The organism is Coprococcus sp. AF19-8AC (assembly GCF_003603115.1).
GTDB lineage: Bacteria > Bacillota > Clostridia > Lachnospirales > Lachnospiraceae > Coprococcus > Coprococcus aceti.
The window spans coordinates 64663-81835 of record NZ_QTMI01000004.1 but is presented as its reverse complement, the minus strand read 5'-3'; the positions used below and the strand labels follow the sequence as shown (position 1 = coordinate 81835).

The 17173-nt window shown below is 35.5% G+C and carries 19 protein-coding genes; all 19 read left to right on the top strand.

Annotated features, from left to right (window positions below; all coding sequences use genetic code 11):
- Positions 1-4 precede the first annotated feature (4 nt).
- The 19 genes from DWX57_RS10800 to DWX57_RS10715 all read left to right on the top strand — a co-directional run bounded on the left by DWX57_RS10800 (position 5) and on the right by DWX57_RS10715 (position 17171).
- A complete protein-coding gene (locus DWX57_RS10800) occupies positions 5-952 on the top strand; it encodes a glycosyltransferase family A protein (RefSeq protein ID WP_120124177.1) in 948 nt (315 codons plus the stop codon).
- Entirely contained in the window at positions 933-2927 is a 1995-nt protein-coding gene (locus DWX57_RS10795) for an HAD-IIB family hydrolase (protein WP_165852795.1), read from the top strand. The genes DWX57_RS10800 and DWX57_RS10795 overlap by 20 nt, the downstream gene beginning before the upstream one ends.
- Positions 2928-2936: 9 nt before the next feature.
- Positions 2937-4517, top strand: coding sequence for a CocE/NonD family hydrolase (locus tag DWX57_RS10790; RefSeq protein ID WP_120124173.1), 1581 nt, complete (start codon positions 2937-2939; stop codon positions 4515-4517).
- Positions 4518-4519: 2 nt separating this feature from the next.
- Entirely contained in the window at positions 4520-5719 is a 1200-nt protein-coding gene (locus tag DWX57_RS10785; RefSeq protein ID WP_120124170.1) for a nucleotide sugar dehydrogenase, read from the top strand.
- Between the two features lie 2 nt (positions 5720-5721).
- On the top strand, positions 5722-6828 hold the full coding sequence (gene wecB, locus DWX57_RS10780; RefSeq protein WP_120124168.1) for a non-hydrolyzing UDP-N-acetylglucosamine 2-epimerase: 1107 nt from the start codon (positions 5722-5724) through the stop codon (positions 6826-6828).
- Entirely contained in the window at positions 6821-7801 is a 981-nt protein-coding gene (locus DWX57_RS10775) for a radical SAM protein (protein ID WP_120124165.1), read from the top strand. The genes wecB and DWX57_RS10775 overlap by 8 nt, the downstream gene beginning before the upstream one ends.
- A 24-nt stretch (positions 7802-7825) precedes the next feature.
- Positions 7826-9040 (top strand): nucleoside-diphosphate kinase, encoded by a 1215-nt coding sequence (locus tag DWX57_RS10770; protein ID WP_120124163.1) that lies wholly within the window; start codon positions 7826-7828, stop codon positions 9038-9040.
- A gap of 98 nt (positions 9041-9138) precedes the next feature.
- Positions 9139-9555 carry a hypothetical protein gene (locus tag DWX57_RS10765; protein WP_120124161.1) on the top strand — a complete coding sequence of 139 codons (417 nt, stop codon included), beginning with the start codon at positions 9139-9141 and terminating at the stop codon, positions 9553-9555.
- A 211-nt stretch (positions 9556-9766) separates the two neighbouring features.
- On the top strand, positions 9767-9973 hold the full coding sequence (locus tag DWX57_RS10760; RefSeq protein ID WP_120124159.1) for a hypothetical protein: 207 nt from the start codon (positions 9767-9769) through the stop codon (positions 9971-9973).
- Positions 9974-10089: 116 nt separating this feature from the next.
- The gene (locus DWX57_RS14165; RefSeq protein ID WP_165852794.1) at positions 10090-10242 is read left to right on the top strand and encodes a hypothetical protein; all 153 of its coding nucleotides are present in this window, start codon (positions 10090-10092) and stop codon (positions 10240-10242) included.
- A gap of 194 nt (positions 10243-10436) precedes the next feature.
- Positions 10437-10967 carry a hypothetical protein gene (locus tag DWX57_RS10755; RefSeq protein ID WP_120124156.1) on the top strand — a complete coding sequence of 177 codons (531 nt, stop codon included), beginning with the start codon at positions 10437-10439 and terminating at the stop codon, positions 10965-10967.
- Between the two features lie 86 nt (positions 10968-11053).
- Positions 11054-11332 carry a hypothetical protein gene (locus tag DWX57_RS10750; protein WP_120124154.1) on the top strand — a complete coding sequence of 93 codons (279 nt, stop codon included), beginning with the start codon at positions 11054-11056 and terminating at the stop codon, positions 11330-11332.
- A 100-nt stretch (positions 11333-11432) separates the two neighbouring features.
- Complete coding sequence (locus DWX57_RS10745) at positions 11433-12470, top strand: SPFH domain-containing protein (RefSeq protein WP_120124152.1); 1038 nt, start codon at positions 11433-11435, stop codon at positions 12468-12470.
- 25 nt (positions 12471-12495) lie between these two features.
- On the top strand, positions 12496-12933 hold the full coding sequence (locus DWX57_RS10740) for a hypothetical protein (protein WP_120124149.1): 438 nt from the start codon (positions 12496-12498) through the stop codon (positions 12931-12933).
- Positions 12934-12946: 13 nt separating this feature from the next.
- Positions 12947-13570, top strand: a complete 624-nt coding sequence (locus tag DWX57_RS10735; protein ID WP_120124147.1) for a hypothetical protein — start codon at positions 12947-12949, stop codon at positions 13568-13570.
- 127 nt (positions 13571-13697) lie between these two features.
- On the top strand, positions 13698-15098 hold the full coding sequence (locus DWX57_RS10730) for a tetratricopeptide repeat protein (protein ID WP_120124144.1): 1401 nt from the start codon (positions 13698-13700) through the stop codon (positions 15096-15098).
- A 108-nt stretch (positions 15099-15206) separates the two neighbouring features.
- Entirely contained in the window at positions 15207-15542 is a 336-nt protein-coding gene (locus DWX57_RS10725) for a hypothetical protein (RefSeq protein ID WP_120124142.1), read from the top strand.
- Between the two features lie 24 nt (positions 15543-15566).
- Positions 15567-15878: a hypothetical protein gene (locus DWX57_RS10720; protein ID WP_120124139.1), complete on the top strand. Its 312-nt coding sequence runs from the start codon at positions 15567-15569 to the stop codon at positions 15876-15878.
- Positions 15879-15893: 15 nt separating this feature from the next.
- Positions 15894-17171 carry a HesA/MoeB/ThiF family protein gene (locus DWX57_RS10715; protein WP_120124137.1) on the top strand — a complete coding sequence of 426 codons (1278 nt, stop codon included), beginning with the start codon at positions 15894-15896 and terminating at the stop codon, positions 17169-17171.
- Positions 17172-17173: the final 2 nt, after the last annotated feature.

Here is a 17173-nt window from a genome sequence, read left to right as displayed (position 1 = left end):
ATAGTTGGGAAAAATATATGTTGTAATCCCTATGTACAATGCGATTAAAAGCATAGATTCGGCTATAAAGAGTGCTATTTCGCAGAAAAAAGTTGATGTTCATGTTGTCCTTGTAGATCATGGATCGAAAGACGGAACATATAAATATGTCGAACAGAATTACGAACAGTTTTCAAATATTAGTATAATAGGCTTGACTAGGATTTCTAATGAAGTTAGATCTGCTTCTAGACCTTTGAATAACGGGATGAAATATGTTCTTGAACATGCAAGTGATTCTGATTGGGTAATGAGGTTGGATGCAGATGATGTTCTAGCAAATGAATATACGTTGTATAGAGTTATGCAGAGCAATGCAAGCGGCTGTGTTCTATTAAGCGGAAGCATGATATTTATCAACACAAATATAGGATACGCACAAGAGTATTGTCAGGAGAAGAGATATTGTAGTGTATCAGAACTACGTAAAGGTGCTGCGTATGCCTACCCTCATCATTCCACGCTAGTCTCCCTTAAGCTACTTAGAAAAATATGGGACAAAGATGGTTATTGTTATTATGAAAAAATAGGTTATGGTGAGGATCTTGATTATACAGTCCGCATGCTTTCTTTATGTAAAGAGAAGCAAATGGTTTTTACCGCGGTACCTATGATTATAAAAGAATTAAGCGGTGATACTATAACTAATTCAGTTGGTTTGGGTACATTGATGTATGATCATTTTGCGATTTTTCGTAGAAATAGCTGTTTATCCAAATGGCTATTTCTTAAAATTGTTTTTTGGTATCTATTAGAGAATTGCGGTAATGTTGGGAGAAAGTTAAATGGAATGAGAACTCCTCCTGCTATAAAGTATTCGGTATCAAATGTACTAGACTTTGAATCTGTTAAGCATATGAAAGAGATTTGGAATGCTTATAAGGAGAATGTCCATGAAGATAGTGTTTTTTGATGCGGATGGTACAATTTGCCATTTGCGAAATGGGGTTTCTAAAAAGAATAGAGAAGCATTTTCTCACTTGAAAAAGGCAGGCTACTATACCGTATTATGCACAAGCAGAAGTATGCCATTCGTGACTGAAGATATTAGATGCCTTGGTTTTGATGCATATATTACATCTGGCGGTGCATGTATACAGGCGCAGGAATATGTGGCTGACTACTGGATTCCTTATGAATCAGTAACGAGACTGATGTCTGCTTTGGAAAAGCATGCTTTGACGACAATATTATGTGGAAAGAATAATATTTATTTCAATCCACTAACACTAAATTCTGATATAGACCCCTGGTTTGATGTTATTTTCGAGCATATAAAAAATGATTACGCTCCGTTGTCACAATACTGTGAAAACATACATATCAACAAGATTTGTGTTAAGGTCGGAAAAAGCCGGCTAAATCCATATGATATGCAAGAATTATTTACCTATATACAGTCTACTTTTGGTTGTGAGATTACAGCTGGTTGGGACGATGAAGGTAATCTTGTTGAATTTGAAATTACAGCAAATGGCCGAAATAAAGGTGTAGCCGTTACAGAGTTGATTCGTGCCATTCAGAAAAAAGACCAAACTATAACTTCTTGGGCACTTGGTGACGGAATCGCAGACATTTCCATGTTTAAGAATGTTGATTTTTCAATAGCTATGGGGAATGCCCCAGATGTAGTTAAGGATGTAGCTTCTTATGTAACAGAGCATTACGAACAGGATGGCATGGCAATTGCCTGCGAAAAAATTATTTTAATGAATGATGTATATAACCAGATTGTGTCCTTTTCAGATATTTCTACAGACGGGATACTAGGGTTTGAACGTTTTCTGATTTTTGAAAAGGCAAAGTGGTTTGATTTGTTTATAAAGCAAGAACCTATTCCACCAATTCAGGTTGATTGGCAATTGAGTAGTTCTTGCAACTTACATTGCAGATGGTGCGTAGGTCAAAGTGTAAACAATGTTAATGAATTATCGGTGTTGGCTGATAATATGAATTTGGAAAGGGTAGATTCGATAGCAGAACAAATTGCACAACTCTGTGTTTCTGGAATCTCGATTGAAACGGTTCAGTTTTCTGGTTTTACGGGTGAACCACTTATCCATTGGAACCTTTTGCAGCACGCAATTGAGGTATTAAGATCTTATGGTGTCCGGATAGGAATATTTACAAATGGAACACTTATGAACGAGAAAACCTGGGGAACTTTGACTGATATAGAATCCGTTCATATTAGCATAGATGGGGGAACTACTACCTGGAAAATAATTAAACGACCTAGAAACGTGAACGTAGACTATTCGGTAGTTATACAAAATATCAAGGGCCTGGTTGAATACAGAAATAATAGGTGTAGTTCTACTGATATTAATACTGGATATACAGTAACGCAGGAAAATATAGGAGAGTTAGAGTCTACTATTCAAGATTTAATTAACATTGGGGCAGACTCAATATGCATCAAATATGATATTACCGGAAATGAAGAATTAGTATCATTCCGTGATTGTAAAAGAAAGATTGATGAGTGCTATCGAAAGTATCATTCAGCAGATTTTAAAGTCCTTATTATGCATGATGAGGCACCTGATAAAGCAAAGAACAGGTGGGATTGTCATAAAGGATGTTATTACAGGTATTTCTTTTGCACGATAGGTTCAGATGGAGATATATATCCTTGTGATTACCAAACGTTAAATGGTTGTCCATCGTTTGGTAATATCAGCAATACATCTTTTGAAGAAGCATATGAGAAAAAGAAATTAAAATGGGACGAACTGGTTTCCTCAAAGAAACAGTTTAGGAATGTCTGCCCGCCGTTGGCAGAAGTAATCAATCCGTATCTTGAAAAAGTAATGGGGCTGGTTGACCTCTATGGATCGGATGTTGTATTGTCTGCGTTTCAGAGAATTAGAGATGAATATAGATAGGAACAAGATATGAACTCTAGTATTTTAATCACTGAATGCACAGTTCCCACCGGGAGAGGTGTGTTTCTTAATGGAGACTTATATCTCCCACAAACAGAGGGACAATTGCCAGTAATTATAATGAGAACTCCGTATGGAAAACATAATATTAATGCTGTATTTAACCCTCTTGAAATAGCCAGGAAAGGTTTTGCATTATTAGTTCAAAATGTGAGAGGACGATTTGAGTCGACTGGTATTTTTGATCCATTTCTTAATGAAAAAACGGATGGAGACGCTACTATTGAATGGTTGTGTAATCAAAACTGGTGCAATAAACATATTTATGCATTGGGTGTTTCCTACGAGGGAATGACTGCAATTTTGCTAGGAGAAAACAAGAATACCATGGCGGTTGCGCCTATTATGAGTACATCCAATATTTTTCGTGATTGGTTTTTTGAAAATCACTTTATTAAACAAGGATTTGTACAGTCATGGTCTCATAGCTTTGCGTTTACTGATAATGGAAATCTTTTAGATTACAGAGAAATAGATATTGTGCAGCAATTGGCTAGTAATATTAAGAAGTTATACTATGGCCATATGGATAATTTCCCCGCTTCACGTTACTTAAGTTATTATCGGTCCTGGATTGATGAAAAGGATACTTTGTACTGGGAAAAAGTAGGAAATGCAACAAGCGGATATATGAATGCAGATACATACTATATTTCTGGGTGGTATGATATTTTTTGTGAGGGAACAATAAAGCAGTATTATGAAAATGTTGAACGTGTGTCAGGACATCATAGGCTAGTTATAGGCCCTTGGTCTCATACAGAATTGTTTGGGTCTGTTGTTGGTGATGTTGATTTTGGAATTTATTCTCTGGAAAAATATTCGCCAATGGATATCCTTGATTGGTTTGAAAAAGTGGAAACTGGTATTGCAAAGAGGACGGATATTTCATTGTATATAATGGGAAGGAATAGATGGTATCATTTTGAAAAAATACCAGAAGCACAGGAACAACGATATTTCTTGGTTAAAAAGGGTGAGAACAGACTAGTTGATGGGGATGGGATTTTTGAGATAAAAGAGGTAGACACTTTTATATTTGACTATTCTCAATTGGTGCCTACATGTGGAGGAAGATGCATAGATGCTATTCCAGAAGCTTTAGGTGGACCAAAGAATCAACGCCTTGTTGAGGAAAGAGATGATGTCTTGGTATATACATCTAAAGAGTTAGAGAAAGATGTCGTCATTATTGGAGAAGTTAAGTTCTCTCTGGCATGTAGTTCATCTTTGGATAGAATGGATTATATGATAAAGCTGTGTGATGTTGATCAGGATGGAAATTCAGTGAATATACTAGATTCTGGGGTGAGAATAGTTTGTGATGCTGATAAAGAGAAAACCTACTGTTTTTCGATAGGAACGGTTGGTCATTGTTTTGTTAAGGAACATAGAATACGCTGCCACATAAGTTCTTCCAATTTTCCAAGATTGAATGTTCAAGATTGGTTGATCGATAAAAGTGGAGATAATACAGTTTATTTGAATGGATCTACATATATTGACCTACCTGTTGTAAGGTTGGAGTGATTATGAAAAAACGGAAAATTGTGGTTGTTGGAGCAGGTTATGTTGGAATAGCTGTTTCAATAGTCTTCTCGGACAATAACGATATCATTCTTTATGATATTGACTATAATAAAGTTGAATTGATGAAATCTGGTATTTCCCCAATCAACGATGATGATATGTGTGAATTTTTCAAGTCTGTAAAAGATAATAATTGTTATACTATTACGAATGATAGTGAAGGTATATTTGACAAGGCTGATTATGTTGTGATAGCTGTACCGACAAACTGGAATCAAGATAACCATAGTTTAGATGTTACTGCATTATGCGATGTTATTGAACAGATAAAAAATAGTAATAAGCCACCTATTATTATAATAAAATCGACATTACCATTAGGTACTATGGATTATCTTAGGCACAAGTATAAAGCTCTTTCAATTTTTTATGTACCGGAATTTCTCAGAGAAGGTAGTGCTGTAAAGGATGAAAGAAATTTGACTCGTTTGATAATAGGAACGAATGATTTTCAATCATATCATGTAAAAGATATAAGAAGCTTGTTCTTGGATACTCAAACATATGACGATATTCCAGTATTGATTACTTGCGGTAAAGAAGCTGAATTGATAAAACTATATTCCAATGCTTTTCTTGCGTTGAGAGTGGTTTTTTTTAACGAAATAGATACATATGCAGAAATAGAAAATCTTGATTCAAGGAGGATTATTGAGGGGGTTTCTTTGGATCCTAGAATTGGTAATTTCTATAATGTACCATCATTCGGATATGGGGGATATTGCCTGCCAAAAGATACTAGGGAATTGCTATATATTTATAAAAAGCTTCCTGCTGATATTATTCCTTCCCTGGTACAGGCCAATGTGACAAGGAAGAGGTACATTGCGGAAACAATAATTAGACGGATAGAACAAATAAAGGCTTCTAATCCGTTGATTGGTATATACAGACTTAATATGAAGCGCGATTCTGATAATTTCAGAGAGGCTGCAGTTTTAGATATCATTGCTATTCTTATGGACGAGGGATACAAAGTAGTGGTATTTGAACCGTTACGGAAGTCATTTGATAACTATTTGTTTACAGTTTTAGATGATTTAGAGGAATTTAAAAAGACCTGTTCTATTATTGTTGCCAATCGAATGTCGAACGACCTTCTTGATGTCTGCGAAAAAGTGTATACGAGGGATTGGTTTTAAATATGAAAAAGATTTTGATTGTGTTTGGTACAAGACCGGAAGCAATAAAAATGTGCCCTCTTGTACTAGAATTAAAGAGAAGAAAAAAATTTGATGTCAGAGTGTGTGTTACTGGTCAGCATAGAGAGATGTTAGATACTGTATTAAAAGTATTCGATGTCGTCCCAGATTATGATTTAAATATTATGCAAGAAAAGCAGACACTTTTTGACATTACAATTCGTATTTTAGATAGATTTAGCAGTGTGTTAGAGAATTATCGTCCCAATATGGTTCTTGTACATGGCGATACGACAACTTCTTTCGCAAGTGCTTTATGTGCATTTTACAAACAAATACCCGTCGCACATGTTGAGGCTGGATTGAGAACTCATAATTTACGAGAACCTTTTCCAGAGGAATTTAATAGACAAGCTGTTTCTATTATTACCAAGTATCATTTTGCCCCTACAGAGCATGCTAAAAACAATTTGCTTATGGAAGGTAAAAGTGAAAATAGTATATTTGTTACAGGGAATACCGTAATCGATGCTATGAAAATTACAGTTTCAAATAAGTATTTTCATGAAGAATTAAAATGGGCAGATGGTTCTAAATTAGTTCTTATGACGGCTCATCGTAGAGAAAATATTGGGAAACCGATGGAAAATATTTTCCGAGCAATGAAAACAGTTATAGAAAGACATGCTGATGTGAAAATTATCTATCCGGTTCATATGAATCCTTCGATTAGATATCTGGCAGACAATATTTTAGGTGACCATGAGCGAATTCATTTGATTGAACCGTTAGATGTTGTAGATTTTCATAATTTCATAAGTAGGAGCTATCTTATCGTAACAGATTCAGGTGGAATTCAGGAGGAGGCATCTACTTTCGGAAAACCAGTGTTGGTACTTAGAAATACAACTGAACGCCCTGAAGGGATTGAGGCGGGAACCCTTAAATTAGTGGGGACGGATTATGAAAATGTGTTAATGAACGTGGAACAATTACTTTCAGATTATAATCTTTACTCTGCTATGAGTACTGCTAAAAGCCCATATGGAGACGGTTGTGCAGCTGAGTATATTTCCAATATATTAGAAGGAGAACTGTGCAATGAATAGATATCCAGAAATCATAAACCTAGAAATAATGTCGAGGTGCAATTTGAAGTGTATTCATTGCAAATTACAGCACCAAACAACGGAGGCAAACAATAAGTGGATGTCATTAGAAGATTTTATTAAATACGCTGACCGAATAAGAGAGTTTATTATTCATGCAAATGAATTCATGTTTTCTAGTGTTGAGCCATTATTGCATCCTGAGTTGTTTAGCATGATGGATTATGTTTCATCAATTAATTCTCAAATGGAATTTCCGATACAAACGAATGGGATGTTTTTAAACGAAGAGATAGTAAGAGAACTACGCAAAAGAAACGTGCCATGGATTTCTGTTGCGCTTGATGGAATAAACGAGAAGCAGTTAGCATTCTTAAAAAAAGGAACTTCATTTTCTACCGTAATTAATAATCTGAAAGTGCTTAGAGCATTGATGCCAAAATCTTGTATAATTAGAACGGTGTTTGTTTCCAATACAGAAAATATTAACACATTACCAAATTATATATATTTCTGCAAGGAACTTGGGATAGATGCAATTGATGTTAACGGCCTGTTCTGTTATGATGAAAAGCTCCAAAAATATGCCCTTTATTCAAATGAGGGGAATGACCAAGTGGAGATGATATTCGAGAATGCAAAAAAAATAGGAGACAAATTAGGAATACAAGTCCAGCTCCCGCTGTTAACCCCTGAGTTTGTTGGGTGTGAATGGAATAAAATACTGTGTATTGACGGTGATGGCAATGTTAATCCATGTGTAATGCTTGCACAAAAGATTCCATTTTATTTTTTGGGGGGATATACCCATGGACAGATTGTTCGCTTTGGCAATATATTTAAAATGGATATTAAAGAAATATGGAATAGTGGGAAATGCATCGAATTCCATAAATGTCTGCAATCAAAGGAAGCTCAGGACATTTGCAAATACTGTGCAGAGGGATATGGCGTAGTGTGCTCAAATCGATAAATTAAGAGAGATGATTTTGTAACAATGAGTGAAAACAGCATAATTATGTTTAAGATTGGAAATCAGGAAGCTGATTATTTTAACATTTACCATGAGCTTTGTCTGGATATAGAAAAAGTGGGACTTCATATTGATAAACAAGAGCAAATAAGAACTACCCCAAATCTCATTGAGAAAATGTGGGCAACTGTTTTTGAACAAAGCTTTATTCTTAAAGAACTAATGTGGCTATACCTTCAAAATAAGCAGGTTACAGTGCTATATATAAGTGGTGAGGATGCCATAGAAAAAGTACGAAGAATTAATGGGAGATTTAGAGAACGATATGCAAGCGATGCGATAAGAAATATACTCCATGCACCTAATTCCTATGAAGAATCAGTTAGAGATATTGAAATACTATCTTCTTCGAGAGAAAGTAAAACTAATTGTATTAAAATCTCTCAGGAAGCAAAATTAATATATGAAAGACTTTTAACGCAAAGAACACTAAATATAGATAATAAGTATGGTTTAGAATTAATAAATAGAGATGACTATTCTATAAGTGGTTTGGTAGAAATCCTTTCAAGAGATTTAGGCTTGATGTCAATTTCCGATGCCTATTATACAGTATTGTCTTTGGGTCACTCTAAAACTAGGTCATTAGTTTTGGCCGAGAACTGCTTGGAAAAACTAAAAAAGATACAATATGTATTGTCTTCTAAAGGGATAAGTACAGAGATTGTTACGGAGAGAGATATAAATTTGGAATATGCAAAAAACGGCGTTGTTGCTACAAAATTTGGGAATAGTGGAATGATTGATAAATGGTTGTTTCAGTATTTGAAAAATGAGGGAGCTAATGTTATTGCAGATGAATTTTTAGAAATTGGCGGGTATCTGTTGGGAGTAGTTTATTTGCCGATTTGTTTGTTTAAACGATGTTGTGGTCCAGAGAAAGAAATGCATTACTATGAATCTCGAAAGCTGTTTGAAACAAAAGTGCATTCATTTTCACGAGACTTAGTAAATGGAGCAGATTTTCCACCATTACTTTTACGTTTTTGTAATATGGAATTTGAATTGTACGATGGAGCGCATCGATATGAAATGTATAAAAGAAATTTTTTTAAATATGTGAATACAGTTATTTGGTTTCCAACAAGAATGGATTATGAGACTTTTATGAATGTCTATTATGAGAAATTAAAATATCAAAATAATAATTATATCCCGTTGAATACAAAGAATGATTAAGTTATCTATTCAGCTAGGTAATACAGTTGAAAATGTCAATGAAAAAGTGATTCAAGGAGGGTGCGGACAAAATCCTGGATCAAAAGGAGGATGAGTATATGCATGTTTCTATGAAAGAGAAAAAAGAAGAGGCACTTAAGAGGATGAGTACAATAGTTGATCATTTCCATCTTGGAGATAAATTGGTTAACTACTTAATGGAAGATAAATTGTATTATTCGTATGCATATTCAATGGATACAATAAATTATGATGATCGATATGCACAAGCGGTAAAGGATTTCGAAAGTGAAAACGAGGTGTATGTGTATCATGCAATTGAAGCAAAGCTTAGTAATGGGGATACACTTCTATCATTTTTGTTTGTGAGTGATTATAGAGAAGAGTGGCAAAATGAGTTATTAGATGGAGACTCTATTCTTACTTATTCGTTTTGTGTTGAGGCCCCTGATTATGGAGAGATGGGATGGATTGAGATGGCTGCTCCGATGGGCTATTTGATGAGGATTGCATAAATGTTACATAGTGGAACCACTATAATTAATTCTGTTTTTTTAGAATTATAAAATGAGACCATTTTATACATTTATTGCAAAATGCTAGAATAATCACCGATATAATCTACAAACAAAAGAACATCACAAAAATATTTATCACATACTATAATCTCATAGTACTTAAACAAGGCGGTATAAAGATTGATTTAGTAAATAGGAGGAGATAGAGATGAGTATTTTAGATAACCTTTATAGGGAGTTGGATGCCCAGGAGTGGAAACTGTGTGGATATTATATAGAGAAGGCTCAGGATTACTATGAATCTGAGAAGTATTCAGAGGCAAGAGAATCACTTAATGATGCAATAAGTATATGTATGGCTTCAGAAGAATATAATGCGGCAAATAAGATTCGGTATTACTTAAGATTTTGTTAGCTAATAAAATAAATTTGTGATGTTCTTTGTTGATTTATGATATACATGTAATATATGAACAATGAAAAATCTGAGAGAAAGCAAAAAAATAATTATAAAGCAAATGAGGAACAAATATGGATGAAAAGGAAATTATACAAAATTTAATACGAGCATTGATGTTTTATGGAATTACCAAAGGATGGGAATTACAGAAATTGACAGAAGAGTACATGCGATTAGGTATTCCGGAAGAATTAGTAAACGAAACTTTAAATGAAGATGAATAATGATAGGACATGCAAGAGATGGAAGAATATTTCCATCTCTTGTTTTTTTATGGATTTCATCATATTGAATGTTCAAGGCTTATATAAAATTGGTATTAAAAATAAGAATTTCTTATAGTTTGACTAAAAAATAGCAAAAAATTACAAATTTCAACGATATATATAATAAAAATAAAGAAAAGGAGAGTAGGTACATGGAGAGATGGTTAGAGAGAATCACGGATGAGGAATTAGCAAGAATTGATGAATATGTTGAAAAAGCATATCAGGATGATATTAGTGATATTTCAGAGTCATTTGAAAAGTGTAAGCCAAAGAAAATTAGAGAGAATTCCTGGGTTAAGAAGAAAAGATATCGAAAGAAGCTTATGAAGAAATTCCTTTCAGTAAAACCAGATATGACTCCAGAGGAGTGCTTTCCAATGGAACAAACAAGTAATGCAATTTATTTGAGGCCTGAGGCTTCAATTGATGGTCGTTGCTATTGCTTAAATCATGTAAATCATCTTTACATGACCCCAAGAGGACATATAGAGCAGTTCAGGGGAAGAGTTGAGTGGTGGTATGACGGAAGTCTTTATGGTATCGAAAGTAAGGATCATAATCTTGGGAAAATAACAAATCGCCGTATTCGTCACGAAAAGATTGATATGGAGGATGGGGAGGTGCTTAGATACTCAACTTATAAAAAGAAATACGCCCCTAAGCTTATAGATGTTATTTAGACATCTCTAAGTGAAAAGAATTCATAACGGGTATAGAATAGCGTGATTGTAAATGTGACGTAGATGTACAAAGGAGGATGTGAGAGATGAGTATATTAGAAGAAAATAGTGAAATATTTGAATTTGTAGTTCGAAATTCATTGAATGAAGAAAAAATAGGCATGAGAGCGGTGCGAGACAATACATTGCATCAGGTGTTTGAATTATTGAAAGAAGAAACTTGGCCTGAAATAAACGTGGAAGCAGTATTTTTTGAAAATGAATATGGGAAAATCTCCAGTAGTTTGGACGTTACTCTTGGGGAGTTTGGAGTTCATGAGGGCAGTGTGCTGACACTTGAGATATTTTGTAGAGGTACTGCTTAGAATGATAACACAATGTAAAAAATCCTATAGAGATGCAAAATTTCTATTTTATAAATGATTTAAAAAATGTAGAACAAATGATCAAAGGAGGTAGAAAAATATGAGACAGTTTTTGGATGTGATAAGAGCACCCGAAGGAAATGAAGCTATAAGAATCGTAGGGAATATTCAGCCTGCTGATGGCAGTGTTTTGCTTGTTCCTGCTGGATGTACAGCATTTGTGGTTATTAATGGGCATGTAAGTGATGAGATATTACCGGGGCGGTATGATCTCAAAACTGGGGTCAAGCCGTTTTTCAGGCGTGTAAGCAATTTTATGACTGGGGGTGATACTGGAATAGAAGTGTCTGTATTCTTTGTTGCAAAGGATATATACAATTGGACAACCATAGGAATTGGCGAGATACCATTTAGTATCAGACGTGGTGGGACCCAAATTACTATGAGAGCAATGGGGTCTGTGAGGATTGCTTATTGTTACGATGATCCATCAAAGCTTCTTTCAAGAGTTGTTGGAATGTATGCGAGGGATACGCCTGATGTGGGGGATGTAGAAGCATTTGTTAACTCATTTGCATTTCCAATAGTGAGACAGACTGTAAGTAGAGAATTAGGCAACTGTGATATTACTGATATCAATAATAACCTGGATGTAATTTCCAATTCTATGTTTTATCCATTGAATTCAAGGCTTCATGATGCGGGAATAACGTTAAAGGCCATTGAAATTCAGGGCATAAATATTGATCGTGAGTCACTCGAACGCTATGAGCGTATTGAAGAAACATACGTTACCAATATTGCCCAGACGGATGCCGAACGCTATGCCTTAACTACTATATATGGAGGCAACATTGATAAACGAATAGAGGAAGAAATGCTGACATCATCGGTTAGGGGAGCTGGAGCAGCAGTAGTAAATAATGGAAATAATATTGCTAATATGTATGCTCAGATACGTATGGCTGGCAAAGCTTTAAATGGCGTACTTGAGGGCCTGACAGAAAGACATCCGGATACATCACATGATACTAGACGTAATGATGACGCGCATAGGGTGCCTCCGATGCCAGGAGCAGCAGTTAATAGACCGGTGCCGCCTCCGATGCCTGGTCAGCGGAATGATGAAGATAATTAATGTGTGTATTGAGGAGGTTTAGAAGATGAAGAAAAGTAATGAAAATATAATTATGATAGTGCCAATATTTTGTGTGTTTGCAATAACCCAGATGCTCTTCTTCTGGCTTGCGCCTGATGTTGAGTGCTTTCTTGTTGTTTATGCATTTGTAACTGTACTTTCTATTATTCATTTGGTAATGACATATATGTTATCTGTTACAAAAGGTATCAGAAACTCAGCGGGAACTATTCTTGTTGGTTCGGTTATATGGATTATATATATGGTTTTGTCAGCTGTTCTGATTGGTTTTGATGTTTCAGTGAAAACAGCTGCATTTAGTTTAATAATAGTGTTTTTTGTATATCTGATTGGAACCCTTATAATGTATGCGTCAATGGGTATGGTCGCAGATCCTATAGGTTGGATAGACGAAACACATGGAACAGATAACTTGGAATCGAATAATTACATTGATAAGTAAAGGAGTGACGGATATGCCATCGTGTACCAGATGCGGATATAGATATATGCGTTATATTCCCAGAATTGCTGGGTATAAATGTGATCAATGTGGCGCAATAGATAATGAAGATATAAATAGTGAGACTATAGCTTATGACAAAGCTTTGCTTAAGGCGGAGGAGCATCTTATTGTGGGCAACTGGAGCCAGGCGATTAGTTCAGTTCGACATTTGTGTGATAGTAGACCATCTGATCCCAGAGCATATCAGACACTGATAAAAGCTTATACAGAGAATTATACAATCATGCCAAGTGATTATAATAAAACAGAGGCAGCTGCATGCTGGGATAAGTTACATAGATTAAATAAGATTAGCAGAGAACTTTTAATGTATAGAAATAAACAGGAAAAGTATATGCGGGAGGAAGCAGAAAATAAGGCTTTTTCGAGTGTGTGTTATGTTGTCCTATTCTTACTTATGTTAGTTATTACACCAGTTGCGTTCAAGTTATCTGTGGTAGTGGGGATTATTTTTATCGTAGTTGATTTTGTCCTTATATGTATGTTGATAGAGAAAGAACCAGTTAAGGCTGTGAGGAGGCACAGATATTATCAGAAAACAAAACTTAACAATCCGTTTGGGTACAGAGAGTAATGCTTGGATATATAAATGTTGGATTTGAAGAAAAAGTAAAAAAATAACTTGTAGGCGCAATATATGCTAGTTTCCTGCGATATTAAGTATAACAAGAAAATCCTAGAAGGCGGAAAGGAGAATAAAGATGATTAGAACAAATAATGCAGGAAAAGGTGACGCAATAATCATTGTCTTGATGGCTATAAGCCTTATATCATTTGCAATTGCAGGAGGCTCAAGACTTGTTACAAATATGAAACGGAGTTCTTGCTATAAAAAAGCCGTAAAGACATATGAGGAAGGCATAGACAAGAGCGATGTAACAGCATTGGAGAATTCGAGATCAGGTTTTTCTGAAGTACAGGGGTATAAAGATTCCGATATATATCTTTCACAAATTGATAATACAATAGCGAATGTAGACAATTATAATAACGCGGAGACTTATAGGGATTCAGGTGACTATGCAAAAGCAATTGATATATATAGTGAATTAGGAGATTTTAAAGACTCAGAGGATAAACTTGAGAAGGTAGCGGCGGCATTATATTCGAAAGCTGTTGATGATGCTAACTCAGAAAAATATGATGAGGCATTAAATGAGTTATCTCAGATACCTAGCGGAGTAGGTGTTTACGACAAAGCACAGCAGGCGATTAGTGATATTGCAGAGCTGGCTGAGAATCAGAAAAACGCGGACATATATGATTCGGCGTATGAAGCGTATAAATCAGGTGATTATAGCTCGGCCCAGAGCTCTTTTATGAAGATATCAGATTATTCAAATGCAAGAGACTTTTTGAATGCAATTGGAGATTATTATTATAAGAGGATGCCAACACTGTATAAGAATGGGGACTATGAAGGTCTTGTCCAGGCAATAGAAAAGTGTGATGAAAGGGCAGAATATCCGGCTGGTTATGAAAAGGTGATTCAGATTAGGGATAAATATAGGGATGAGTATACAGAAAAAGTGGAAAAGAAATCCCTAGACTTACTTTATAACAATGGATATGGGGAGTTCAAAAGTTACATAAACGATTCGATAAATGAGCTGTTTGACTCAGCTGCAGCAACAAGTATTCTGAATGCTCATTCACCAGTTTATCTGAGCAGCCTCACTCCATATGAAGAGGGGGAGTGGCAAATGACTGATAAATTAGCAGATATAGGGTGGTCCAACATGGGATTGGATTTTGCGGATGGTGTTACAGATGATACCGGGCACACACACAGTAATACATTAATTGGTGGTGGATGTAGTCTGGCTTACCATATAGGCGGTCAGTATGAACTGTTAACAGGAACTATGTTTGTTCAGGAGGACTGTCAGGCGACTAGTGATGATCCAGTGTTTTTGTTGGTAAGAGATGGCAATGGCAATGACATTTATAAACAAACGTTAGTATCAGGGTATGAACCAAAGAGTTTTTCTATTGATGTGAGTGGAATTGATGACATAGTTATATATTTTGATGGATATACGGGAACGTTCGTAGATAACTATTACTATGGCGCCGTGGGAGAATTGGCTCTGATAAAATAGCTGATATGTATTTACATTATTTATATGATACCCCTGGCATAGAAAGGAGGACAGACAGGGGGGGAAAACTTGATGTTAAATTATATTAAAGAAGGAGAAAAGAAAATAATGAATAATAATGATTATGAGAATCTGGATGATATGCTGGACGAGGTAGATGCATCGATGACACAGTACAACGAAGAGAAAGAGTATGAGATATATGTTAAGAATTGTCAGAACGAGATGAAGAATAGTGTAAAAGTTTTTGGAGGCAACACCTGTGGTCAGATTCTTGAGACAATGAGAGAGCCTTTGGGCATCATAGAAATTAAGGGACCAAGCTTTACATCTGAGGATGGTCTCACTTCAGCAGATTATAATACAACCATGAAGGAACTTGGAATTACAGCAAACAAGATGCTTATAATAGATCCTGCCGCTGGCGTAGCAGCAATCTTATAAGAAGAGTAGGAGGTGAGGGAGTCTATGGCTCAGATAGCAACTATTATAGGAGTTATTTCTCTTGTGGGATGTATACTGCTTTATATTATAAGAGGTAGTGATCCGGATACAATTGAAAGGACACGGCATGTTGCAGAGGATAAAGGTATAGATACTCCCTTGCGCCCTCCAGCTTTGCCAAAACAGGATGGGAAAAAGAAGCTTACATGTACTGATATTACATCATATCCAAAGTGTCCAATATGCAGATGCCATAATATATATGGTAGCAAACAGATGGTATTTCGAGATGGAACAAGGTGGAGATGCGTCAATGGACACAGATATGATATATAAGGAGGTTCGGGTGGTGTGAATAATGAAGATATATGTAATTTGGATAAACTCCCCAAGTACTTTGCTGAGGTCGGTCAGAAAAGAGTTTGTGTGATAGGTTGCGGTGCAGTTGGGAGTATAGTTGTAGAACTGCTTGTAAAGATAGGCATTAAGAAACTGTATCTGATTGATTTTGATAACTTTGAAAAAGAGAATATATATAAAAGCTCATCGATATATGATATAGAATGTGATGCTGGAAAGAATAAGGCTATAGTTTTGGCAGACAGGATCAACAGCATATTTGGCATGGAGATTCATGGAATAGCCTCTTCCGTGACCAATTTTGGACCTGGTGTACTGGCATCCTTTGATGTCATCATATTGGCCCTGGATAATTATGCAGCAAAGATTTATGTGAATCAGATATGGAAGACTATTCCAGATAAAGACAGACCGTTACTAGTGTTCGGTGGAACGTTTAAAGATATAGCACAGTGCTACGGTATAGATGGAAGTAGTATCTGCTTAAGGGATACGGTTAATGAAGAACTGTTAAAGAATCCGCTTATCAGAGCAAGTTGTACAGGTATAAATTATAAACCAGGATATATTATTAGCGAGCATATAAGAACTTCGGTACTGGCTTCCATGACGTGCGCTGTGATGATGGTAGATGCTTGTAAAAATTATATCCTTAATAAGAATTATGACTTAATTAATAAAGATATAGTCTATAATTCATTGCAAATCCGAATAACTACACAAGTAAACAAAAAAATATGCTATGACTGTATACACTATCATCCTATAAATGATGTCCGTGTGCTTGGGAATTTGGATGTATTTCATAGTACAGTCGGAGACTTGCTAGATGAAGTTACGTCTGATTTGGGAAGCTTAGAATATGAGATTTGCGCTCCGATTAAGGAATTTGCTAATGTAGAGTATAAGAATATAATAAAGTCTGATTATTGCGCATGTTGTGGAACGAAGTTGCATGGAATTTATAAGCATGAATTTAGTATTAGGTACTCACAGCTTTTATGTGATCATTGCCGGAATGAAAATAAAATTGTAGGTGATATTACGAAAAAGAAAGATGCTGAATGTATAATGGCATTTACAATTGATTGTGATGAAGAACTCAAATGTCGGACTTTATATGATATAGGTTTTGGCATTGGTAGCTATATTACAGTGAAGTGTATGGGACCAGGAACGGATGCTATGGACAGGGATATAAATATATATACATATTGCTGTGGTGGGGATGTTAGGTTATTAGATGTGGTTACAGAAATGGAGGACTAGAT